Consider the following 23,921-nt stretch of genomic DNA (forward strand, 5'->3'; position numbering starts at 1 on the left):
GCCCCGGAGGTCCGCCCCTCATGCTCCGCGCTCAGAGTGTGAAGTGGCCGCCGTTCAGGTTGTGGCTGCCCTTCAGCTCGATGCGGAAATCCTCTTCGAGCGTGCCACCGACATTGCCGCTCACGATCGTGTAGGCGACGCCTTCCCGCTGTTCGTACGAGACCATCAGCTGTGCCGCGGCATTGAAATCCGGGCCGCTAACGAGCGTGAAGCTCTGGTTGCCCGTCTCTCCTACATTGGCGTCCATGCCCGAGAGATCGAGCCGGTCGCCGGGCTCGAAATCGAGGATGGTGTCGCCCTCGGCGCTGGCAGCATCGAGGAAGCGGAAGGTGTCGTTGCCGGCACCGCCGTCGATCACGTTCACCGCGCGGCTCGCCGTTATCGTGTCGTTGCCGGAGCCCGTCGCGACGTTCTCGATGCTCCACAGCGTATCGGTGCCGCTCTGGCTGCTGACGGCGCTGCCACGCCCCAGCACGCCGTTGCCGAGATCCACCGCCAGGTTGGCGGTGATGGCCGAGAGGTCGAGCGTGTCGATGCCGCTGCCGCCATCGATCTCGTCACCGAAATAGACGTCGTTGCCGTCATCCACCTCGCCGACGAACTGGTCGTTGCCAGCCCCGCCCACCGCGGTGTCGTTGCCCGCACCGGCGAAGATGATGTCATTGCCGCCCTGGCCGAAGATCCGGTCGGCCCCAGCCTCGCCATGGATCAGGTCGGCATCCGCTCCGGCGAAGACGCTGTCGTCGCCCGCTCCGGCCTGGATTGCATCGCGTCCGGCGCCGCCGTCAACAAAGTCCGCGCCCTCCCCCGACGAGATCGCATCGTCACCGCCATCGCCGATCAGGACATCGTCGCCGGCAAGCCCGATCAGGTTGTCCGCACCGGCCGCGCCGAGCAGCGTGTCGCCACCCACCGTGCCGACCTTGGTGCTGCCGCTGCCCGAAGGCGACGGAGCAGGCGTTCCCGTCTCATCGTCATCGTCGCAGTCACAGTCGTCGTCATCGTCATCGCCGTTGCCGCTGTGATGATCGTCGTCGTCATCCTCGTCGTCATCATCATCATCATTGCCGTGACCATGATCGTCATCGCCAACCTGCGGCGGGCCGTCGGGCGCTGTGAAGCAAATGCTGTGCGTGCCGTTGCTCATCGTCGTCACGCCGTTGGCGTCGGTCGTGCTGGTATAATCCTCCGGCACCGCCCCGTCGGGCAGCTCGATCACATCCTGCGGACGCAACGTCCCCACGATCGTGTCGTTGCCGCCATTCGACCGGAACACGATCCGATGCGCCGAACTCAGCGCCGAGATGTCGACCGTGTCGTCACCGGGATCGCCATCGATCGTGATCGTGTTCAGGCGAAGGCTCGTGGTCGAGAAGTCGCCGATGATCGCGAAGGTGTCGCCGGCGATCGTGCCGCCGGTCCCCGACGGATCGGCCCCGTTGATCCGGATCTCCTCAATCTCCGAAAGCTCGGCGATGATCGAGCCCGCATTCGTGCCGTTACGGGTGACGATGATCTCGGTCGCTGCCGCCAGGGGCACCGCCGCATTGCCGGCAAGACCAAGGAAGGCCGCGCGGGTGTAAATCGTGTAGGTCTCCGCCGAGGCATTGCCGTTGATCACGAAGGTGTCGCCGACAGCGCCTTCCGTGCCGCCATTGACCAGGTCACGACCATCCGTCGGAGCCGCCGTGCTGGCGTTCCAAATGACCGTGTCGTCGCCCGCATCACCATTGATCGTGTCAATGCCGAAGCTACCCGTGGCATTGATCGTGAGATTGTCGATGTTGACGCTGTCGCCGGTTTCGAGGCTCGAGGCCACGAAGCGGATCGCGGCATTGGCCGTGAAGGGGCCGGTGCCGAACGAGCTCAGGTCGATCGTTCGATTGGCGACCGTATTGGTCGTGTCGTTGATCAAGTCGACCTGGACAAAGGTCACACCGTCGCGGGAGAAGGACACAATGATCGTGTCATCGGCCGCGTCCAGGCCGGTTTCTACAATCGAATAGCTAAGGGTGGCCGCCGTCGCGCCGGCGAGGTCTACGCTGCGCTGGATTTGCGCCCCGTTGAAGTCGCCGCCGTTCCCCCCGATGAACTGCAACACGTTGTTGTTGCCGGCATCGATGCGGATCTGCCCGGTGGTCACGCCACCGCTATCGCCGCTCTCGGCCCAGTCGGGACCCCACGCCGTCGTGCCGGTGGAATTGCCCAGATTTGCGCTGTCGAAATTGTCGGCGTTGTTCAGGGCGGCAATACCGGGGCCGCCACTCAGCGTGTCGTTGCCGTCACCGCCGTTGAGAGTGTCTGCCCCCTCGCCGCCGTTGATGACGTCGTCACCGCCAGCGCCGCTCAGCGTGTCGTTGCCGCCGAGGCCGTTGATCGTGTTGGCACTCCCGTTACCCGTAATGATGTTGCCACCGTTCGTCGGGCTGCCGAATGTCGGCGGCGGCGCCGCGGCAAAGATGAAGTCCGCCGCGGTGACGCCGTTGGCACCAGTTGCCTCGAGTTCCTCGAGGTGAATCGTGCCCAGCGCGACCCCGCCGGCAATTCCAGCAGCGTCGTAAACCGTGATCAGGGTGTCATCGACTGTGCCGTCTTCGACGTCCTGTATTGTCACCCGGTTCGCAAAGTTTCCAGCGGTTATGCCGAGCGCGCTGAGATCGATGAGGTCCTGGGTGGCGGCCGTGCCGCCGACCGAGTCGAAGCTTGTGACGATATCGGCTCCGAAGTTGGCCGCGTTATAGATAAGACGGTTGAACCCGCTGCCGACATCGATCGTGTCGTTGCCTTCGCCCCCGATGATCGTGTCGTTGTCGTCGCCGCCGGTGAGCGTGTCATCGCCGGTTCCGCCATCCAGCAGATCATTGCCGTCGTTCCCGATGAGGATGTCGTTGCCGGCACCGCCGAAGAGTTGGTTACTGGCATCGTTGCCGGTGATCGTGTTGGCGACGTTGTTGCCGGTGCCGTTGATGGCGGCATTGCCGGTGAGCGTCAGGTTTTCCAGTTCAGCGCCAAGCGTGTAGGTCGCTGAGGAAAGCACCGTATCCGTACCGCCACCGGCCGCTTCGACAATGATGTCGCCTGCAGTCACGACATAGGTGTCGTCGCCGCCGAAGCCGGTGAGCGTATCCACTCCGCCGCCGCCTTGGATACGGTTGGCAAGTTCGTTGCCTGTGCCGATAAAGGCACCCGCTCCGGTGTAAGTGAGGTTCTCGACATTGGCGCCCAGCGTATAGGTAGCGAGGGTCGTCTGCACCGTGTCGGTGCCAGCGCCCGCCGCCTCGACCACGACGTCCGCGTCGTCATCGACGAAATAGGTGTCGTTGCCATCGAGGCCGACCATGGTGTCGGCGCCCGTGCCACCGTCGAGAATGTCGTCATCGCCAGTGCCGGAGCCGCCGACAAGAAGGTCGTCGCCGGCGCCGCCGACGAGATTGTTGTCGCCGGTACCCCCGAAGATCAGGTCGTTGCCCGCACCCCCGGTCATCTCGTCGCCCACGCCGTTCTCGCCGACCATGAAATTATTGTCGGTCGAGACTTCGAGACTGGCGCCTCCATCCTGGCGATCGTCATCGAGCTTGCTGATGATGTAGTCGTCCTCGCCGAGCTCGTAACCGGCGAAGGTCGCGTCCGAGAAGTTGATCAGTTCAACGCCCTGCTGAAGACGCTGTGTCGCGCCGTCGGCGTCGAAATGATTGACGACCGTGATCTGCTGGCCGTCGATCCCGATCACGAGATCTCCGTCATTGTTATCGCCGCCATTGTCGAACGCATTGAGCCCCGTCAGAATCGGCAGAAGGGTCAGCGGATCGATCGCCGTCGAGCGGATGACAATGCGGTCAGCGGTGCCGCCGCTGGTTGCGCTCACGCCTTCGTTGATGATGTCGTTGCCGTCGCCGAGAGTGATGATGTAGGTGTCGTTGCCGAGGCCGCCGTTGAGGGTTTCGGCCGTCGTGGCCGTGATCACCAGGTTGTCGATGAAGAAGTTTTCGCCCGTTTCGTAGCTGCCTGCGGCGGTGAACCGTATCGCGGTGTGCGAGAGGCTCAGCGCAGCGGAGAAGCTTGAGCTGGTATCTCCACCGAGAGTTCCCAGGTTGTCCCAGGTGCTGCCGTTGAACGCCGCGACAATGAGGTTTTCGCCACCATCGAGATCATCGGCCTGATAGTCGAACGTCAATGTGGCAGAGGTGGCCCCGGCCAGGCTGAACGAACGCTGGATGCTCTCTCCGCCATCGATGCTTCCGCCGTTCTCGCCGAGGAAAGCAAGGCGCCCACCGGTTATGCGAATGTCGCCGTTGTTGGGAGTGTTGTCGGTCTCGCCGCCGCCCTCCATCCAATTGCCGGTGAAGCTCGCGCCGATGCCGTTGTTGTTTGCGTAGGACGTGGATCCGAAACTGTCGGCGCGTGTGGTTGACGTCGCCGGGCCATTCGGGCCGCCGATCAAAATGTCGTCGCCGTCACCGCCGTTGAGTATATCGGAGCCGTCGCCCCCGAGCAGGATGTCGTTGCCGCCCAGACCGTTGAGGATGTCGTTGCCATCCTTGCCCGATATCAGATCGTCGCCGGCCGTGCCGTTGAGCGTCTCGCCGGCAGAGGTGCCTTCGATGACGTTAAGGTCGAAATCGGTGAAATCGAGCTTCTCGATGCCGCGAACGGTATCCTTGCCGTCCGAGCGCGGATTGGCCAGCGCTTCCTCTTCGGTTTCCGGCAGATCGTCGTCGCCCGCGGGCTGGACGAAACCGGTGTGCTCGACGAACAGACTGTCGTCCGAGTTCAGGCCGAAGGTGTAGTTGGCTCGGGCGTCCGTGTAGACCGCTGTATCGACGTCGCCGGCGACATGACCGTTGATGATTTCGCGGACGATCGCGAGCTGTCCGGGGTTGATCTCGCCCGAGAGCATGCGCGGCGCCAGTTCCGTCAGGCTGTCGACGCTGAAAGCAGCCCAGGTCTGGCCGGCGACAGGCGTCACCAGAATGCGGACGTTCAGCCACATGTCGCCGTCGATGACATCGTTACCGGCAAGGCCCTTGATCCTGTCGCTGCCGCCGCCGCCGAGGATGATGTCGGAGGCGTCGGCGGTATCCATCACCACCTGTTCGCTGACGCCGTTCATGCCGGTCTGTGTCGTACGGGTGATGTGGGCGACGAGTGCGCGCAGCCCCGTGATCAGATCGACGTTCTTCTCCAGCAGTGCGTTGGAGTAGGTGTCCAAAGCAGAGTCGGGCCCGGGTACCGCGGCGGTTCCGGTGGCCTCGGCGCGGGAGTTTACCGCCTCGCTTCGGCCCGTCAGCGTATCGCCGTAGATCCAGCCCGAGAGACCTTCGACGAGGTCGAAGCGGTCGCGCAGGATGAAGGCTTCCTGGGTCGCGAAGAGCGGGATGCCGAGATCGGAGACGGCGGCATGGGCATCGCCCTTGTGTATGCCCCAGTCGAAGCCAGCCATGCCATTGCTGCGCTGGATGCCCTCGTTGTTCTGGAACATGATGTCGTCACCGGATTCGGCGTCGTAGTCGCCGTCGCCGCTGCCGCCGTTAAGCACGTCATGCCCGATGATCGAGGAGTTGAAGAAGAGCTCCGAGTTCTCGCCAGCCAGCGTGTCGAAGCGCTGACCGCCTTCGAGCCAGTCGTCGCCCTCGTTGCCGAGGAGGAAATCGCCGCCGGTGCCGCCGAGAATGAAATCGTCGCCGGTGCCGCCAAAGGCTTCCTTGCCGTCGGGGCCGGTGATGATGAAGTCGTTGCCGTCATTACCGAACAGCAGCGACAGGCCCGAGCCGCCGTGGATGACGTCGTTGCCCTCGTTGCCGTGCAGGAAGTCGGCCTCGCCGATGTCGGTGCCGGCATTGGTGATGATGTCGTCGCCCTCGCCGCCGAAGACCTTGTCTACGCCGTAGCCGGCCTCGATGCGGTCGTTGCCGCCCCTCCCCCAGATCGCGTCGTCGCCGCCGCCGGACACGATGATGTCGTCGTTCTCGGTGCCGCCGATGGTGAAGTGCTCGTTGCTGTTGACGCGGATGGATTCCGCGATGCCGTCATTATTGGCGTCGACACGCTGGACGAGCTTGGAAAAGCCGCCCAGGAACGGATCGTCCGAAACCGGATCGGCACCGAGCTGCTTGCTGATGTCCATCTCGAGCGTCGGCATCTGGAAGGCTGAGAAGAGATTGCCGGGCAGCGCGGTCTGTTCCTCGTCGCCGAGGTCGGTATTGCGCATCACGAGTTCGGCGAAGGTGTTGTTCTCAAGCTCGTTGAGCAGGTTCAGGCCCTGGGTCCGCGAGAGATAGTAGAACCGGTCGGCGTCCTGCAGGTTTTCCATCGTCATCTGGAAGACGAAGCTGAAGGTCGAGCCCAGCATGCCGCCAAACGCCATCTTCTTCTCGGCGAGGCCGCCCATCCAGAAGTCGACGGTGTTCAGGCCGCCGAGCGTGCCGCCCGCATAGGCGCCGGTCGCGTTGAGGAAATCGAGCCGGTCGTTGTCGAAGTCGATCTTCGCCTGGCCCGTCAGCGTATTGTCGCCGAGAACAAGCTTTGTCGCGGCATCGCGCAACTGCTCGACCGTCTTCGGATTGGCCTGGCTGTTGGCCACCGACGCATGCGTGCCATAGGCCGCGATGAAGTTGATGATCGACGCCGGGTTCTTCATGTTCAGCGCGAAATCGGCCCAGCTTTCATAAGGCTTGAGCAGCGTGTCGCCCGTTTCCGTGAAGAATTTCTCGCGGGCCGCATTGAGGGGCGGGGTGCCGACATCGCGGCCGCGGGCGATGTTGATGGTCGCCAGGTCAAGCGGGATGCCGAGCAGCTGGTTGCGCAGCACGTCGGTGACGAACTCATCGATCTCGCTGCCGGTCTGGCGGCTCATGCCCCGGATGATGGCGCCGGACGCCTCCTCGGCCGAGCCGAGCGAGTCATACATGACCGGGTTGAGGAAGCCGTCGAACAGGCTGATGTCGTTCTGAACAGGGTTGCCGTTGGCATCCATTTCGATGACGGCGATGTCCTGCCGCAGCATCGAGTGGCCGAAGCGATAGACCACATGGGCGAATTCGGCGGCGATGCTCGGGTTGATGTCGGCCGAGGGCTCGAACACGAACACATCGATGTCCGGCTGCATCATGCGGCCGAATTCCTCGAAGACGAGGTGCTGGTACTCCATCTCGTTGGTAAAGCGGCCGGCCTGGAACAGGCGCTCGCCGTCCCAGACCAGCGCCGCGATGGCGCCCGCCGTCGTCGGGATCGCGGTCACGTCGACCAGCAGCCACTCGTTGAGGAAGGCAAGGTCGCCGGAGTCGAGCGCGATCTGCTTCGTCATCTCGACGACGCGGTTATGCTCGGAATGGAAGACCTGGTGGACGGCCGTCAGGGCGATGTTCTCGTTGGCGCGGCCGTCGCCGGCGATGAAGTGCCGATCGAGCAGTTCGTTGTCATAGGCGCTCGGCCCGCGCATACCTTGGGGGCCGGGCGTGCCGTCGGCATTGGCATAGCCCAGCAGCGAGTCGGTATCGGCCTGGAGCACTCCGGCCATTGAGACAATCGGAACGGCCGCATGCGCGATGTCGTCGAGGAAGGCGTGGCCGGTCAGCACGACGCCCTGCGCGCTGACGGGGGCGGCCAGATTCCCCTCGCGCAGTATGTCATCGGCGGTGCCGAGCTGGCCGTCCGGCCCCATGCCGACGACGAGTTGCGGATATCCGTTCTGGCCGGGAATGAAATTGCCGTACTCGTCGGCCGCGATGAGCGGAATGTTGCCGACGTTGAGGTCTGTCAGTTCGATGCCCAGGACGTTGCGCGCCTGAGCCTTGATGTCGGCCCAGGTGGCGAGACCGCCATTGCTGCCTTCCAGCAGCAGGCCGCTCGCGATCGGCTTGCCGTCCGGCCCTGGAACATATTCACGCATGAAGACCTGCTTCGACGCGGTCGAGGCATAGGTCTGGTTCTGGTCGACCCAGGGTGTGGTGAGGTTTTTCGGGCCGGCGCCATCGTCGGCAGTTCCTAGGACACCGTCGGCGCCTGGATTCACGCTGACGCGGGTCAGCGGAATGTAGTTCTGGGCGCCCGGAGCCGTGCTGTAGAGCGGATCATCTGGCGCCAGCGGGACATAGACGGTGCCGTTGCCACCCTTGGCGACGAGATCGAGGCCGTGGTCGAAGAACTGGCCGAAGATGGTCATCCAGCCGTTGAACGGCGAGGACAGACCCTCGTCAGGCGAGACGTTGGGCAGATAGACGGTATTGCCGTCCATCTCGACGCCATGTTCGAGGAGCGCTGCGTCGAGCGCCGCCTTGGCCAATGCATAAGCAGCCGATGGTTCCTCGCCCACTCCGGGCGCTGGGACGGCCTTGAGCACAATATGGGCGTTGGCGATCTCGACGAGCGCGGTCATCAGCGGCTGGCCGGAAAGGCCGGCATGCGTCAGTGCGGCGGCGATCGCGGCCGGGTTGTTGAGCGTCTGGTCGACGATCAGGTTCGAGATGATGCGGGGATCGGCGTCGATCACCGTGCCGCTGCCGGGGCCCGTCACGGAGCCCGAACCGGGGCCCGCGTTGGCGTAGTTGTTGTTGCTGAACCAAGTCTCCGCGACGGGCGACGGATTGAAATCGTAGCGATCGCCATCGCCGTCGTTCATGTAGGTCGGGTCGAACAGGCCCGGGAAGCTCTGGTCCGACGCGCCCCAGTTCTCGCGGCCGGGCAGCAGGTTATTGTAGCTGCCATCGACGGTGCGCAGGCCGTAGGGAAGGAGATGGGCCTGGGTGAGGCCGTCATTGCCGTTATAGCCGGCCACTAGAGCTGCGAGGTCACCGCCCGCGGCGTGAGCCTCGGCGATTTCGATCTGCTTCAAGATGAATTCGAGATCGTGTTTGACAAGCTTAACCATGGTTCCCTGCTCCACGTTCGCGCACAGTTTATGTCTGCTCTACGGCACGTCGAACGCTGACGATGGGTTCGCTAGTGAAGCGACCAATCTTCTCTGCTTGAACTGCTCGACGAACCGAAAATTAATAATTCGTTAAACAGCATCATTGCCAAATTACCGCAAAGTTGCAAGCGACTTTGGTCTTCAATATTTGAGGCGCCGGCCCAATATTCTGACTGTATCCTATCTATACGTTGGTTTAGCCTTAGAACTATCCTTAAGTTTAGTTTCAAGAGAAAATATACAAGATGCCGCAGGATGAAAGACGAGTTCACCCCAATGAACAGCCGCGATTCCCGTGTCAGTCGAAACGTCATTATAAATCGTAGCGAACAAACGGCTTGCTCCTCCGGCGGCGATAACCGAAGCGTGTTGTTAGCTAGGTGAAATTTGATTAAAGTGCTTGGACATGGCTTGGAAACAGCAGCGTCACCTCACTCCTTTTCGCAGTAGAGAATGCCCGAGCCAGATTGCGAAGCTCCAATGTACGCCAAGGGAAAGGTTGGCCTGGGCCGGTCTTCCCCCCGGTGGAGCCCGGGAACGCTGTCCAGGCGCTTTATAGTAACCGGCGGCTGTCTGATGTTGGCCGCCATGACCATTGCAGGCGTTCTCGTGTCGGATATCGTCTCCCGTGGGGCTCTCAAGAGCCGCGCCGCGGCGACAGCGCTGCTCGTGCAAAGCCTTGTGAGCCCGCTCATCCAGGAATTGCGAACATCGAACAAGCTTTCCGACGCCGCGATCGCCAAGCTTGACCGGCTATACGCCGACGAAGCTTTCGGGCACCGCTTCCCCTATCTCGAGATCTGGACGCCGGACGGAACGATCGCGTACTCCAACAGTCCGATGATCATTGGTCAGTATTTTAAGGCGCCGGTAGGTTTATCCTCGGCGCTCGCAGGAGAAGTCACGTCCGAATACGCAGATCTTAACGCTCGCGAGCATACCGTGCGCGGGATCGGCATACGTTACCTTGAGATCTACAATCCAATCCGCGAGGATGGTTCCGGCAGAATCATTGGCGTCGCCGAGATTCACGAAAATACCGCGCCTCTACGCGAGGACCTAATGCGGCTGCGCATGAGCGCCTGGGCGGTTGTGGCGATCAGCACGCTCGTGATTATGGTGGGACTTTTCGGCATCGTCCGCCACGGCAGCCGGATGATTGAAACACAGAGCTCAGACCTGAAGAGACACATCGAGGAAATTGAAGAACTGGCGCGACTTAACCGCAATCTCATGGAGCGCTCCCAGCGTGCCTCAGCACGGGTGACTGAGATCAACGAGCAGTTCATGCGCAACATAGGTGCAGATCTACATGACGGTCCCGCGCAACTGGTGAGCTTTTCGCTACTAAGGATCGACGCTGCTCATAGGGCTCGTACCTCATCCGCGCGTAAGATCCAGTTCGACCAACTGCGTTCTGCGCTCAGCGAAGCGTTACGGGATCTCAGAAGTATCGCGCGTGGTCTGTTGCTCCCCGACATTGCAGACCAGTCATTCAACAGCATTCTAGAGCGGGTCGTAAGTGCTCACGAGGCCCGAACCTCGGCCGTGGTTGCCTTGTCGATGTCAGGAAAAATCGATCCATTATCTCAGGCTGTTAAGATATGCGCCTTCCGCTTTGTCCAGGAGGGTCTTAACAATGCGTACCGCCACGGGAACAGTGCGGGACAACGTGTTGATAGCTGGATGGAGGAGACACGTCTCCATGTGGCGGTCTCCGACGAAGGCAACAACAGTCCATCGGACGAGCGTGGGCTTTCAGAAGGGGGGTTAGGTTTGCACGGCTTACGAGAGCGAATTGAGAGCCTCGGCGGCACGTTGACAATGAAAACTCGGGCAACTGGGGGGATCTCGCTCGAAATGGCGATAGATCTAAGCGGAGGACTGCGCGTTGGCTGAAAAGATTTCCGTTATCGTGATCGATGACCACGCCATCTTCCGAACCGGTGTTATTCAGACCCTGGCGGGCAGCCAAGACCTCCAAATTTTGGGAGAAGGAGCCTCGCTAGCTGAGGCCATCGAGCTTGCGGAGAGGACGAGGCCCGACGTCGCATTGGTTGATGTTTCTATGCCCGGTGGCGGGATCGCGGCCGCCCGCAGCATTCATGCTAGCTGGCCTGAGATTCGCGTTGTGATGCTGACAATCTCGGAAGACGAAGATGTGGTATTGCAGGCACTTGACGCCGGCGCGTCTGCCTATGCCTTAAAGGGGGTGCCGGGGTCAGAATTGATTGCAATCATTCGATCAGTGGCTCAGGGCGCGTCTTATGTTCCACCGAACATAGCGGCGCGGCTCCTGAACTCCATGCGAACCCGGCTCGACGAGGGTGCTATCGCAACGAAAATTACGGCTCTCACTATCAAAGAACGCCGCACGTTGAGGCTCTTGTCTCAAGGCTTCAGCAATCGTGCCATCGCCGATGCTACTGGCGTCACCGTGCCCACGGTGAAATTCCACGTCTCAAATATATTTTCAAAGATTGGTATCAAAAATAGAGTAGAGGCAACTCTAGCTGCAAATAAATATCTATTAGAGGAATGATTTATTTCGCGATCGATAGCAGCCGGTAATCCACTTGACCACGTCCGGGCATCTAAAACCGGTCGCGGCCGACCTTCAGTCGATCTGCTGGGCGTTGTCACGTTAACTGCGAAGTGGCGGCGAGGGTGTAGATGGGCGGGCATGAGCCTGTCCTGCGTCAGCTACAAGCGTCATCTTTTTCCGCCCGCGATCATCGCCGATGCGGTGTGGTTCTATTTTTGCTTTCCCCTGAGCCTTCGCCTCGTGGAGGGAGATGCTGCTGGAGCGCGGCATCGCCGTCTCCTATGAGGTGATACGGCGCTGGGCGTTGAAGTACGGGCGGGATTATGCCCGCCGCCTCAGGCACAAGGCGCCGAGCCGCCGCGATATCTGGCATCTCGACCAGGTGGTCGTCACCATCAGAGGCCAGAAATACTGGCTGTGGCGGGCGGTCGATCAGGACGGCTATGTCCTCGACGAGATCGTCCAGACGCGGCGCGACACCAAGGCAGCGCGGCGCTTGCTCAGGCGCCTTCTCAAGAAGCAGGGCTGTCCGCCCCGGCGCATGATCACCGACAAGCTCGGTTCCTATGGCGCGGCTCGCCGCCAGATCATGCCGGTGATCGAACATCGCTCGCACAAGGGCCTCAACAACCGGGCCGAGAACTCGCACCTGCCTTTGCGACGACGCGCGTGGGCGATGCAGGGCTTTCGATCTTCGGGAGGCCTGCAGAGGTTCGTGGCGATCCTCTCCGCTGCCGCAATCTGTTTGTTCCGCCCCGCTGCAGTCGCTCCGCTCTCGCCACCCACCTGCATCGTCTGGATGCCATGGCACACTGGAAAGCCGTGGCCGGTGTCACGGCCTGAGCCCGTCAACTGGCCAAACCGCCCTCTGCGCCCGCCGGCGGTTAACGTGACAACGCCGAGCCGACAGATGCGGTGATGCCGGCTCCCTTCAATGGTCATCATGGCCGAGAACCAAGGCCGCCGGCGCTTGGACAGGAAACGGCTGCGCTGCCACAACGGGGTAGCCTCAGCGGAGTTCCGCCCCGTCAAGAATTGAATTGTTGAGCGGAGGCAGTCCCGTGCAAAGTGTAGGGAGTGAGGTCGCTACGGGCGCTTTCTCACGGCGCCGAGACCGCAATGCATTGCGGTTTCGTCGGAAGCGACGGCGGGGTGCTGGCGCCCACCCGGTTCTCCGCCGTCGTGGATTCCATCTGCATCTCCGGCGCGAGACACCCATGGCAGGCCTTCAGCCTGTGAGATAAACTAAGTCTGGCATGGCCAAGGGAGCAGACAATGTTGACCCTCGTTCGGTTGCTTGCGGTTGCATTACTGTGCGGATCGGTTGCTGCCCCGATGGCTTCGACGGCGCAGGAAAGTCAACTGGTTCCTGTGACATCGGGGGTGCAGTATCAGCTCATCGACCGGTGGAACGTCGACCGCCTAAACCACATCCTCAAGGTCGATACGCCGACGTTCGCTGGCATTCCGGTCACCTACAGCCCGGCCACCAACGCTGTGCGCCTTTACCGTGTGACCTATCCTTCCGTGATCCCGGAACGCGACAACAAACCGATTGTGGCCACTGGCCTGCTGGCGATCCCCGACATTTCGGGTACGTCCTTTCCTGTGATCTCGTACCAGCACGGGACTGTGTACCTAAAACATCAGGTGCCTACCGTTCCCGAGCAGTCAGAAGAAACCCAACTGATGATCGCCCAGTTCGCCGGTCAGGGATACGTCGTCATTGGGACGGACTACTTTGGCATGGGCAACTCAAAGCAGCCCGAGGGATATCTGGTGAAGGGCAGCCAGCAGCAGGCCTGCGTCGATATGCTGGCCGCGAGCCGAGCCGTGCTAAATCAGATGAAGATCGAGACCAACAAGCTGTTTCTGACCGGTTGGTCTGAGGGTGGCTTCGTGACCATGGCCTTTCTCGAAAAGCTTGAGGGTTTGGGAGTACCGGTTGTCGCGGCCGCCACGGCAAGCGCTCCGGCAGATGGCGTTGCCATGATGAGGGGCGCATTACAGTTCCCACGAAAGATCGACGCACCTTGGCTCGGCATACTCTTCATCCTGACGGCGTTCTCGTTCGAGAACTACTACGGCGTGCCGGGACTGGCTCGCTCGGTGATTACCGACGAGGCCTATGAGCTTGCGCGCAAGGCCTACGAACGGGAGCCGCTTGACCCGGCTGAAATCCCCGGGGACCTGCACAAGCTCGTTCGGGCCGAGTATTTTGATCCGCTGTTCTTTGCCAACTCGATCTATGGCCGCCTCGTGGCAAGCACGAACGCATATCACTGGGTCTTCAAGACGCCGTTGCGCAACTACTATGGCGAGGCGGATGAGGTCGTCAGCACCGGCCTTGCGAAGCTGCCGATGCACTACCAACGCGCGGTGGGCAGTGGAAACGACAAGGTCGAGGCCATCTCCACGGGCCCGACGACACATCGGGGCACCTTCGCCAGCGCTGCGCCACAATGGAAAGCGTGGTTCGACGCTCTCTCTAAATAGATGGGCTCGTCGGACTATCGTCACCGCGACAGACAATGCGAGGCGTCACCGGCGGGGCCCGGCAGCGAACCCGTACAGCCGCTAGCCAGCGCTGGGCCACGGGACACCCGCCGGGCCGCGCCAGCGCAAAGGGGGCCACGCGGCGCAGGCCCGCCCGGCAAGGACGGTGGCCAAGTCATCCGATCGCATTGCTGCGCGTTCCGCGCCAGGAGCGCACGCGCGCCTTCCTGTCCAGGCTTTTGCGGCCGAATACCGACGTCATCCCCGGAGGCGGACTGTGACCGATATCTATGAACGTCTCGGCGTCGCCACGCGAATCAACGGAGCGGGTCTGCTGACGCGACTGGGTGGGAGCCTTATGGCACCCGCCGTGCTCGACGCCATGCGCGAGGCGGCCGGCCATTTCGTCGACATGACGGAATTGCAGACACGGGCCAGCGCGATCATCGCGCGTCATACCGGAGCGGAGGCCGGCATCGTCACCGGGGGGGCCGCTGCGGCGCTCACGCTCGCCACCGCCGCCTGCCTCGCGCGATTCGACGTCCGCATCATGGAGCGATTACCCGCGATCGATGACGAACCCAACGAAGTCATCATGTTCCGCGCGCACCGCAACGCCTATGACCACGCCATACGTGCCGCAGGTGCCCGCATCGTCGATGTCGGCTTCAACGATATCGCGATCGGCTCGGGGGTGAGGGGTCTCGAAGCCTGGGAAATCGAAAGCGCGATCACGTCTCGCACGGTCGCCGTCGCCTTCACGGCGGGGCCGCCGGGACAGGCGTCTCTGGCCATGGTCTGCAGGACGGCCGCTCAGCATGGCTTGCCGGTGATCGTCGACGCCGCTGCACAGTTGCCTCCGAAGGAGAATCTCCGCCGTTTCATTGATGAGGGCGCCGCGCTCGTGGCCATCAGCGGCGGCAAGGCGCTTCGTGGTCCGCAGGGCACCGGCCTGCTGTGCGGTCGCCGCGACCTCGTCGCTTCGGCACTGATTCAGCAGTTGGACATGGACATCTCGCCGGCCACCTGGTCTCCCGCGGAAGGCCTGATACCCGACGAACTGCGGCGTCGTCCGCCCCACCACGGTATTGGCCGCGGATTCAAGGTCGACAAGGAATCGATCGTAGGATTGCTCACAGCATTGGAGCTTTTCGAGACACGCGACCTCGCCAGCGAAACCGAGGCTATGATTCGCGAGCTGACCGCGGTCTCGGAGGCGCTGGCAGGGTCGCAGCATGTGAGCTGCGAGGTCGTCACCGGGCGCCATTATCCCGGGCTGAAGCTATCATTCGGCACCACCTGCGGCGGCCTGGACGCCTTGACCGTATCGTCCGAACTCCAGCGGCTAGCCAAGCCGATTCATCTCAGCGAACGCTGGGCCTCTAATAATATTCTCTTTGTCGATCCTGCGGGATTGCGAGCGGGCGACGGCGCAGCGATCGGCAGGGCGGTGCGCGCTCTGGTCCCGGGGGGCTGAGCCGGCTGCATGTCATATACGATCCTTCCCGACCTCGACGGGCGCCGCTGCATCGTCAGCAGCGCAAGCAATGGATTGGGCGCACCAGCATTGTCACGGAAATGTCGCCGAGCCAGGATTTTGCCCTGAGCAAAGCCGACTTACGCGGCGGCCGTCGCAATTTGCCACTGTTGCGCGACCTCGGCTCAAAAGAGTCTCAGCGTCGCTCGGGAGATCATATGGCGCTCGAGGGGCTCTTGGTTCCTCGCCCATCGAGGCAACCGCGCTACTCTTCGACGCCTCCTCTCTGGAAGCCGGCCGGCCGCGAAAACCCAGCAGGACGGCGGATGTGCTGAGGGCGCTCACGCGGGGTCTGAGCGGCGTGGGGCGGGTGGGTACGGCCGGTGAGATAGCTCAGCGCCTGGCTGGTGGAGTCGACCTGGTCGTCGTGGCGCCCATTCGGGAAAGCCAGGAGCTCGTTGAGCCACGTGGCCAGCCACGGCGCCTCCTGCGGGACATGGACCTGACCTGACTCGAAGCGTGCCGACTGCATGATAAAGCGCGTCTGCTTGTCGTAGCGCGGCTTGCGCAGGATGGCGTGCCATTCGCCAAACCGTCGCAGATCCTGCGTGATCGCTCGGCCGATGTCGGTATTCTCGATGATCGTCTGATCGGCCTTCCAGGCCTTGGAGAGGCGGAGGATCTCCCGCTTCAACTCCGGCACTTCCAGACGCTGGCGCACCAGATCAAGCAGATAGAAGTCGAGACCCTTTGCGCCCCAGACCGTGCCAACGGAGTAATCCGAGCTCTCCGACAAGGTCGAGGCGGTATCCCAGCTGGCCACGATGAAGTCGAAGGATTGCGGCGGCTTGCTGTAGGAGCGCAGCCACTCGCGTTTGACGATGTTCCCCTCGGGCGGGATCGGAGCCTGCTGATACTGGGCGGAAAAGGTGAGCGACCCCTGTGCGCGCCGCATCTGCTCGAGAACACTGAGGGGTTCACGCGCTTCGTGAAGGACCTCGCCCGCGGGCCGCGCATAAACATGCCCCGGCCTGTGGCTGAGCTGGTAGGTCCTGGCATCGGTCTCGATGGCCGGGATCGAGACGACCTCCCAGTCTTCCCGGCCAATGACATGCCCGACGAGATCGTCCTCGTGCAGGCGCTGCATGATGATCACGATCGCGCCGGTCTGCTTGTCATTCAGGCGGGTCTGCAGGGTGTTGTCGAAGGCCTCATTGACCCGCCGCCGCTCCTTCTCCGACATCGCATCGGTCGCCTTGATCGGATCGTCGACGATAATGAGATCCGCCCCGCGGCCGAGGATCGAGCCATTGATGCCCGCGGCAAAGCGATAGCCCTGCTCCGTCGTGATCAACTCCATGTTGCGCGGGCGTTTGGACGCCAGCTGAAGCCTGGGAAACAGCGCCCGGTACCAGGGGCTGTCGAGCACCGTGCGCGTGTCGACCGAGAGCTTGCGCGCGAGATCATCGGCATAGGACACGCAGATGATCCGCTTGGTGGGGTCCTGGCCCATCACCCAGGCGGGGAAGCCGACCGAGACGGTGATCGACTTCATCGACCGCGGCGGGACATTGATGATGAGGCGGCGAACCTCGCCGCGTGCGACCCGCATCAGCTGCCAGCACAGGTGATCGATGTGCCAGTTGTGCAAGTAGCGTGTACCGGGCTCAAGCGTGCCGAAGACCTTCTGGCTGAAGGTCGACAGGTCTTCGCGCAGAAAGGCCCGCAGGAGACGAGCGCGATCACTCATGATCATGCTCCTCATCCTCGGCCTGCTGCGGCGGGGTCAGGGATTTCGTGGCAAGCGGCGTCTTCTGGCCCGCGTACCCGGCGAGGACATGCTGCAGCAGGGCCCGATCCTCTTCCGGCAGCTCCTCGACCTGTTCGGCATCGACGTCAGCGTAGCGCTCATAACGAGCGAATATGCTATCGATGGCGCGCAGCTTCCCGCGCAAGCCTTCCTGAACCTGGCTGAGAATGAGAGCCTGGATCGCAGGCACTGTCCGCGCACGGCCCTTCTCCGTGATTTCTGTGTCGGCCTCGAGCACTTCGAGGAACATCGTCTTGAAGTTGCGGCTGCCTTTCTTGCGTCCACCGGGATTGCCGGACTGCCCCGGCTTGAAGCGGGAGGCTTTCGGGGGTTTGCCGCGACCGACCTCATAGTCGGTCGCGGGATTCTTCGGGGTCTTGCGGGTCATGGCACGTCACCTCACGCAACTTGCCGCGACCGCTGCCGCACCTTGAAGGTCGGCTGGGCTTCGGAGGTCGTGTCCGCGGCCTGACGCAGACGGAGGTCGGCCATCTCGGCGAAGCTCAGGCCGGTGGCGGCGTGGCGAGCGCAACCGCCAGACCAGGTCTCCCAGCGGCGAACGCCGACATCGACATAGTGCGGATCGAGTTCGACCGCGTGGGCACGGCGCCCGACCTTGGCGCAGGCGATGATCGTCGTGCCGGAACCGGAGAAGGCGTCGAGCACGATCTCGTTGCGCTGCGTGACGTCGCGCACGGCATCGGCGATCATCGCGACATTCTTCGGCGTCGGATGCAACTTGAGCTCTTTGCGCAAGCCCGCTGCACCGGGGTAGTCCCAGACATTGGTGCGGTTCCGCCCGAACTTGCCGAGCTGCACGTTGTTCGTGCCGGGCTCGCCCGGGTCCTTGAACACGAAGACGAGTTCGTGCTGGGAGCGGTAGAGCGAGCCCATCGCGCCCGAGCCCTTGTTCCAGACGCAAAGGTTTTTCAACTCCAGGCCAGCCCCGTGCCCGGCTGCGAGCATCTCGGCGATGTGGCGCCAGTCCATGAAGCAGTACTGATAACCGCCCGGCACGAGGAAGGCCGTGCTCGCGGTCAGGAAGGCGGTGAGGAACGGGAGGAAGTTGGCCCCCAGCTCGCCGGAGCCCATCATGAACTCGCGGTGCTTGCCGGGCTTGGCGACATGACCCGAGATCGGGACGTCATAGGGCGCATCGTGGATGCCCATCGCGGCGCGTTCACCGTCGAGCAGAGTGGCATAGACGGCCCTGTTACGAGCATCGCCGCAGATCAGGCGGTGCTCACCGAGGAGCCAGAGATCGCCGGGCTGGCTGACCGGGGCGCCGGTCGCCTCGTCCGGCAGGACGTCATCAGCCGCCTCGCCGCTGGCCGTCGCCGCGCTCTCGATCAGCTGATCAATCTCGGGAAAGCCAAAGCCCGTGATCTCCAGCCCGAAGTTCAGGTCGAGCGTGTGCTCGATCTCGAGCAGTTCCCCGAACTCGAGCGCCAGCAGCTCCCTGTCCCACGCGGACTTCTCGGCCAGGCCGTTCAGGGCGATGCGCAGGGTGCGCTGCTGCACCTCGTCGAGGTGCCCGAGGCGGATGACCGGGACGGTCAGGTAACCGGCCTTGCGCGCCGCATCGAGCAGGCCCTGGCCGCCGACGATCTCGCCGTCCCGATCGATCAGGATCGGCTGCACCAGGCCAAAGGCCCTGATCGAAGCCAGCAGCTGCGCGACGTGCTCCTCCGTGTGGCGGCGCAAGGCGCGCTTGTAGGCCCTGAGGCTTGCGATGGGGACATGCTCGACCGTGAGCTGCAGATCGCGATAGAGGGCGTCGGTCGCCTGGCCCGGGGGGAGGGCGGCCTTGATCGCGCGCCGCTTCGGCACGGGCACGGCATCGGGGTCCTGGGGGGAGGCGGCAACCTTGGAGAAGAGCGGCGCGCTCATTGCAGTATCCTTCGAAGCAAGAGGTCAGCCCGCGCGCCGGGGGAATCCTGGCAACGTCACCGCGATCCGCGGTGGTCCGGCCCAACATGGGCCGAGGGCTGTCCTGCGATTGCTCCCGAAGAAATGGGAAATTGCCGCTAGACCGAATCACCTCTACACCACTCTCTGGCTTCGCTCAAGCCTCTGATTCAAATCCCTTTTTTGACAAAGACAGTGTCCTTGGCTAGCGAGCCACACCGCTTGGGCGGCCTATGGAAGCTTCCCCTCGCAGAACGGGTTTTCCCTGCAGACTTCCCTCACAGCAGCTAGAAGGCCGAGCCTTGGCCGAGAAGGCCGCAGGCGCCGGCCTAAGCCCGGGAATTCCCCGGATTGCTCCACGATCTGGCGCTATTGGCCCAGACCGGTTCGCCCGACACTGCGTCGTCAGCCACGCATATTGTCCAAACGCCGGATTTGGACGGGTGAGCAGTTACTGCGACGGTGTGGGGGGTTAGCAGGCCGAGGCGGTCTCGCCGCGCCATCCAAGCTCCAGAACCCATGCTATCGGGCCGGTTTCTGAGGCTCGGTCTGGGCAGGCCGGTTTTGTGTTCCGCGGGATTTTGGCTGAGACCGGTTCGCAGCAGCTTTTGGCGAGACTGGTTCGACAGATTCGCTGGACGAGAAAAAACCCGCCTTGGAGGCGGGCTCAAATCGATAGCTGATCGCGGTGCTCAGTGAACGAGGATGCGGTGCTCCTGGCTCGCCCAGTCGTGAGGCAGAGCTGAGGTCAGTCTGCTGATGGTGAGATTGGCCGGGGCAGTGCCATCGGCAATGGCGCGGATGATATTCGGCGAGAGACAAGTCAGCGGCAGCAGCTTGCGGATATTGCGTTCGCCCACACCTTCGCGGATCGCGATCGCATCGGTCGAGGCCATCGAGCCATCGATCAGCTGCGCCATCCAGCGTCTCGCCTGGGCAATCATGGTCAGGATCGCCTCCGCGGAATCATGATCGAGCCGGGGCTTCTGCGTGGGCTCATGCGCGACGCCCTTGCGCCGACCCTGAGGCTGCCAGGCGAAGGGAATCTTTGTCGTGCTGGCCTCGCCTGCATCATCGGGAGACTGGAGCGCGATGATCAGACAATCTCGGTGCAGGTTGACGCGCGCGATCTGAGCAGGATTGGGAGTTGCGGCCAACACAGCGGCTTCGATCTCGGGAGCCGAGATCCGGGCAATGGATCCGGCTTGAGCCTTGCGATGCTGGATCAGCGCCTGCGAGACATAGTAGCGATACCGCGCCCCGTTCTTGCGGGCATGGCTCGGGCTCATCCGGTTGCCCGCATCGTCATGCAGCAGACCCGCAAGCGTAAAGGCTGAGTTCGCCGATCGTCCCTTGCGCTCGATGGCGGCCGCAGCGAGGTGCCGTTGAACGGCGTCGAAGATCTCGACCGTGACAATCGGTACATGGGCACCACGATGTGAGACGCCGTGCCAGACGATCTCGCCGAGATAGAAGCGGTTCTTGAGCAGATGGGCGAGCATGCCGACACGGAAGCGATGACCCAGTCTGGTGACGATGCCCTCACGACCCAGGGTCTCGGCCACCGCTCCGACCGAGCCGAGATCGAGATAAAGCTGGAAGATGCGACGCACCAGCGTAGCCTCCTGCTCGACCATGACGAGTTGCTTCTTCTCACTGCGATAGCCCAGCGGGACCGGGCCGCCGACCCAAAGCCCTTTGGTCTTGGACGCCGCGATCTTGTCGCGAACGCGCTCGCCGATGACCTCGCGTTCGAACTGGGCGAAGGAGAGCAGGACGTTGAGCGTCAGCCTGCCCATGCTTGTTGTCGTGTTGAAGGACTGGGTGACCGAGACGAAGGAGACGCCGTGCTCATCGAAGAGCTCGACCAGCTTGGCGAAGTCAGCGAGTGAGCGCGTCAGGCGATCGACCTTGTAGACGACGATGATGTCGATGCGCCTTGCGCGGACCGCATCGAGCAGCTGCTGCAGGGCAGGGCGCTGCAAGGATGCGCCAGACAAGCCGCCATCGTCATAGCGATCACCGATGAGGCTCCAGCCTTCATGGGCCTGGCTCTTGATATAGGCCTCGCAGGCCTCTCTTTGGGCATCGAGCGAGTTAAAGGCGAGATCGAGATTATGCTCGGTCGACTTGCGCGTGTAGATCGCGCAGCGCTGCGGCCTTGTTGCCGGCTCGCGGATCATGGGGTGGCCCTCGCGGCCTGCCGCTGCCGCAATCCGAAGAAGCGCGGTCCGTTCCAGGTGGTCCTTGTGATCCGCTTGGCCAGTGTCGAGAGACTGCGATGTGTCTCGCCATTCCAGAGGAAGCCGCCGGGCACGATCACGACCTCATGGTTGACGCCGTCGTGCTCGCGGACCAGGACTGAGCCGGTCTTGATGCGTCGTCGGGTTTCCTGGCCCCGCGCCAGCTTCGCCAGGTGTCGCGCCAGTTCATCATCAAGCTTGCCGAGCTGCTGCTCCTGCAGCCGATGGGCGACCAGCCGCGCGATCAGATCGCGCGACAGGCCGGCCGGAGCGGCCGTGCGATACAGCCGGCGAAAGCGGGCCCGCAGCTCATCGAAGCCGAGGCTCGCCAGAGCGGCCACCTCGTCGGCCAGGCCCGACGCCGAGGGCTGGGCCATGTTATCGCGTGGGGCCCTGCTCATTGTGCCTGGCCCGCGGTGATGCGGTAGACCGAGCACTCCGCTCCATCGGCAGCGCCGACATTCTCATGCGAGATGACGTAGCCGCGCTTTCGCAGGCCGGTCAGGGCGGCGCGCGTCGTGTGTGGCTGCCAGTCCGTCACGGCTGCGAGCTTGGCGAGACTCACCCCCTCGGCGGCCTGCAGCAGGCCCAAGACAATGCCGAGCTTACTGCCGGGACGGGGCGGCAAAGGCGATCCGTAGACCACCGCTGAGATGGCTTCGCTCTCAGAAGCGGACGATGTGTCGATCGCAGGAGTGGTGTCGGCCTTGCGGCTTCGGCGTGTCATGGCGATCTCCTCGCGGTTGCAGCGGGGCCATCCCCGCACCACCGCGACCCCGCCTCGGCGCGACGCCGGCAGGGTTAGCTTAGAAGATCGACGCGTATCTCCGCGCCTTCGACACCAATGCGTGCCGTGCGAACGAAGTCCAGTCGAATGTCGCGTGGCGCAGAAAGCGATTTGGTTGCCAGGCCAAGCCGTAGAAGTCTGGCACGTCCGCTTCCGGGCGGCTTAGTTGGCGACGGGCTTCCGCAGTTGGGTGGGTCGCTGACAGCCTCTCGCAACGTCCTCTTTCAAGCAGTCCAAAATCTGGCGACACGCGCTGCCGCGGGATTTGGTCGCTTCGCCGACATTTCCCGGTCGAGGCCAGCTCACATCGCCATGAAATGCGTCAGCTTGACGTTGAGATAATCGTGGATTGCCTGGCGGCCGCCCTCGCGGCCCATGCCGGAATGGTTGATGCCGCCGAACGGCGCCTCGGCATGGGCGATCATGAAGGTGTTGATGCCGACCATGCCGGCGCTGAGGCCTGAGCTCAGCGCCTCGGCATAGCGCTGGCTGCCGGTGAAGCCATAGGCGGCAAGGCCGTAAGGGGTCGAGTTAGCCCGCGCGATCGCGTCGTCGAAGTGGCGGAAGGTGGCGATCGGTGCCAGCGGCCCGAAAGGCTCGTTGCGCATGATGCGGGCGTCGTCCGGCACGTCGGCGAAGACGGTCGGCTCGAAGAAGAAGCCCTTGTTGCGGCTGGCCGGACGTCGCCCGCCGGTGAGGCGCCGCGCGCCCGAGGCCTCGGTTTCGTTCGACAGGGTCTCGACGCGGTCGCGCTGGCTGGCGAGCGTCAACGGACCCATCGAGCTCGCCTGGTCCTGACTGTCGCCCAGCACGAGTGCCTCGGCGGCCTTGACCATGCCCCTGGCGAAGCGTTCGGCCAGGCTCTCATGCACATAGAAGCGGTTCGGAGCGATGCAGACCTGGCCGGCATTGCGGAACTTGAACTGGGCGCAGAGGGTCGCGGCGCTGTCGACGTCGGCATCCTCGCAGATCACGACGGGGGCATGGCCGCCGAGTTCCATCGAGCAGCGCTTCACGGTCTTGGCCGCTTCGGCGAGCAGCATCTGGCCGACGCGCGTCGAGCCGGTGAGCGAGATTTTGCGCACCTCCTCGGCTGCCATCAGGAGAGGCGTGATCGTCTCGGCCGGGCCGAAGAGCATCTGGACGGTCCCGGCCGGCGCGCCGCCTTCGACGCAGGCCTCGGCGATCAGGGTTGAGGTCAGCGGCGTCTGCTCCGACGGGCGGCAGATGATCGGGCAACCGGCCGCGAGCGCGGGCGCGATCTTGCGCGCCAACAGGTTGATTGGGAAGTTCCAGGCGGTGAAGGCGGCGACGATGCCGACAGGCTCCAGCGCCGTCGCCAGGCGGCCGCCCTGGCGCGAGGGAATGGTCTCGCCGAAAAGGCGCTCGGCCTCGCCGGCAAACCAGTCGAACTGCTCGATCGCGATCAGCACCTCACCCTCAGACTGGGCGATCGGCCGGCCGATCTCATGCGACAGCGCGCTCGCCAGAGCACCCTTGCGCGACTCCATCGCCCGGGCGATGCCGCGCAGCACCTTGGCCCGCTCCCAGCCATGCACCTTCGACCAGGTCTTGAGCGCGGCGCGCGCATGATGCAGCGCCTCCTCGACCTCGGCTGCGCCGGCGCGAGGCGCCGTCCAGAGCAACTCCTCCGTGCAGGGATTGCAGACGGACAGCGGCGGCAGCGACGTGGCCGGCCGGAACTCGCCCCCGATCAGGAGTTTTGGCGCAAGGTTGGACATGGGTA

At 63.3% G+C, this 23,921-nt stretch carries 12 protein-coding genes and 1 pseudogene; 5 read left to right on the top strand and 8 right to left on the bottom strand.

The genetic code is table 11. The annotated features are described in order from the left end of the window. Positions 1-31: 31 nt before the first annotated feature. On the bottom strand, positions 32-8,866 hold the full coding sequence (locus AC2FAN_RS21715) for a peroxidase family protein (protein WP_485176275.1): 8,835 nt from the start codon (positions 8,864-8,866) through the stop codon (positions 32-34). Positions 8,867-9,484: 618 nt separating this feature from the next. On the opposite strand from AC2FAN_RS21715, the gene AC2FAN_RS21720 reads away from it, so the two are divergent. The 5 genes and pseudogenes from AC2FAN_RS21720 to AC2FAN_RS21740 all read left to right on the top strand — a co-directional run bounded on the left by AC2FAN_RS21720 (position 9,485) and on the right by AC2FAN_RS21740 (position 15,426). Beyond that, positions 9,485-10,807 carry a sensor histidine kinase gene (locus AC2FAN_RS21720; RefSeq protein WP_485176276.1) on the top strand — a complete coding sequence of 441 codons (1,323 nt, stop codon included), beginning with the start codon at positions 9,485-9,487 and terminating at the stop codon, positions 10,805-10,807. After that, positions 10,800-11,450 (top strand): response regulator, encoded by a 651-nt coding sequence (locus tag AC2FAN_RS21725; RefSeq protein ID WP_485176277.1) that lies wholly within the window; start codon positions 10,800-10,802, stop codon positions 11,448-11,450. Before AC2FAN_RS21720 ends, AC2FAN_RS21725 begins: the two co-directional genes overlap by 8 nt. 141 nt (positions 11,451-11,591) lie before the next feature. After that, positions 11,592-12,296 (top strand): annotated as a pseudogene (locus tag AC2FAN_RS21730) (IS6 family transposase). A gap of 432 nt (positions 12,297-12,728) precedes the next feature. Further along, complete coding sequence (locus AC2FAN_RS21735) at positions 12,729-13,949, top strand: alpha/beta hydrolase family protein (RefSeq protein WP_485176278.1); 1,221 nt, start codon at positions 12,729-12,731, stop codon at positions 13,947-13,949. 277 nt (positions 13,950-14,226) lie between these two features. Next, positions 14,227-15,426: a hypothetical protein gene (locus tag AC2FAN_RS21740; protein WP_485176279.1), complete on the top strand. Its 1,200-nt coding sequence runs from the start codon at positions 14,227-14,229 to the stop codon at positions 15,424-15,426. A gap of 265 nt (positions 15,427-15,691) precedes the next feature. On the opposite strand, the gene terL is transcribed toward AC2FAN_RS21740, so the two are convergent. The 7 genes from terL to AC2FAN_RS21775 all read right to left on the bottom strand — a co-directional run bounded on the left by terL (position 15,692) and on the right by AC2FAN_RS21775 (position 23,916). Then, positions 15,692-17,176, bottom strand: coding sequence for a phage terminase large subunit (gene terL, locus AC2FAN_RS21745; protein WP_485176280.1), 1,485 nt, complete (start codon positions 17,174-17,176; stop codon positions 15,692-15,694). Continuing rightward, entirely contained in the window at positions 17,169-17,624 is a 456-nt protein-coding gene (locus tag AC2FAN_RS21750; protein WP_485176281.1) for a DUF5681 domain-containing protein, read from the bottom strand. The genes terL and AC2FAN_RS21750 overlap by 8 nt, the downstream gene beginning before the upstream one ends. Positions 17,625-17,635: 11 nt before the next feature. Further along, a complete protein-coding gene (locus tag AC2FAN_RS21755; protein ID WP_485176282.1) occupies positions 17,636-19,126 on the bottom strand; it encodes a site-specific DNA-methyltransferase in 1,491 nt (496 codons plus the stop codon). Positions 19,127-19,836: 710 nt separating this feature from the next. Further along, positions 19,837-21,327, bottom strand: a complete 1,491-nt coding sequence (locus tag AC2FAN_RS21760) for a recombinase family protein (protein ID WP_485176284.1) — start codon at positions 21,325-21,327, stop codon at positions 19,837-19,839. Next, entirely contained in the window at positions 21,324-21,764 is a 441-nt protein-coding gene (locus AC2FAN_RS21765) for a DUF2924 domain-containing protein (protein WP_485176285.1), read from the bottom strand. Before AC2FAN_RS21765 ends, AC2FAN_RS21760 begins: the two co-directional genes overlap by 4 nt. A 20-nt stretch (positions 21,765-21,784) precedes the next feature. Continuing rightward, positions 21,785-22,114 (bottom strand): DUF3489 domain-containing protein, encoded by a 330-nt coding sequence (locus AC2FAN_RS21770; RefSeq protein WP_485176286.1) that lies wholly within the window; start codon positions 22,112-22,114, stop codon positions 21,785-21,787. A gap of 362 nt (positions 22,115-22,476) precedes the next feature. Next, positions 22,477-23,916, bottom strand: a complete 1,440-nt coding sequence (locus AC2FAN_RS21775; protein ID WP_485176287.1) for an NAD-dependent succinate-semialdehyde dehydrogenase — start codon at positions 23,914-23,916, stop codon at positions 22,477-22,479. Positions 23,917-23,921 lie beyond the last annotated feature (5 nt).

Source organism: Allobosea sp. RIT-PG3_2, assembly GCF_057321085.1.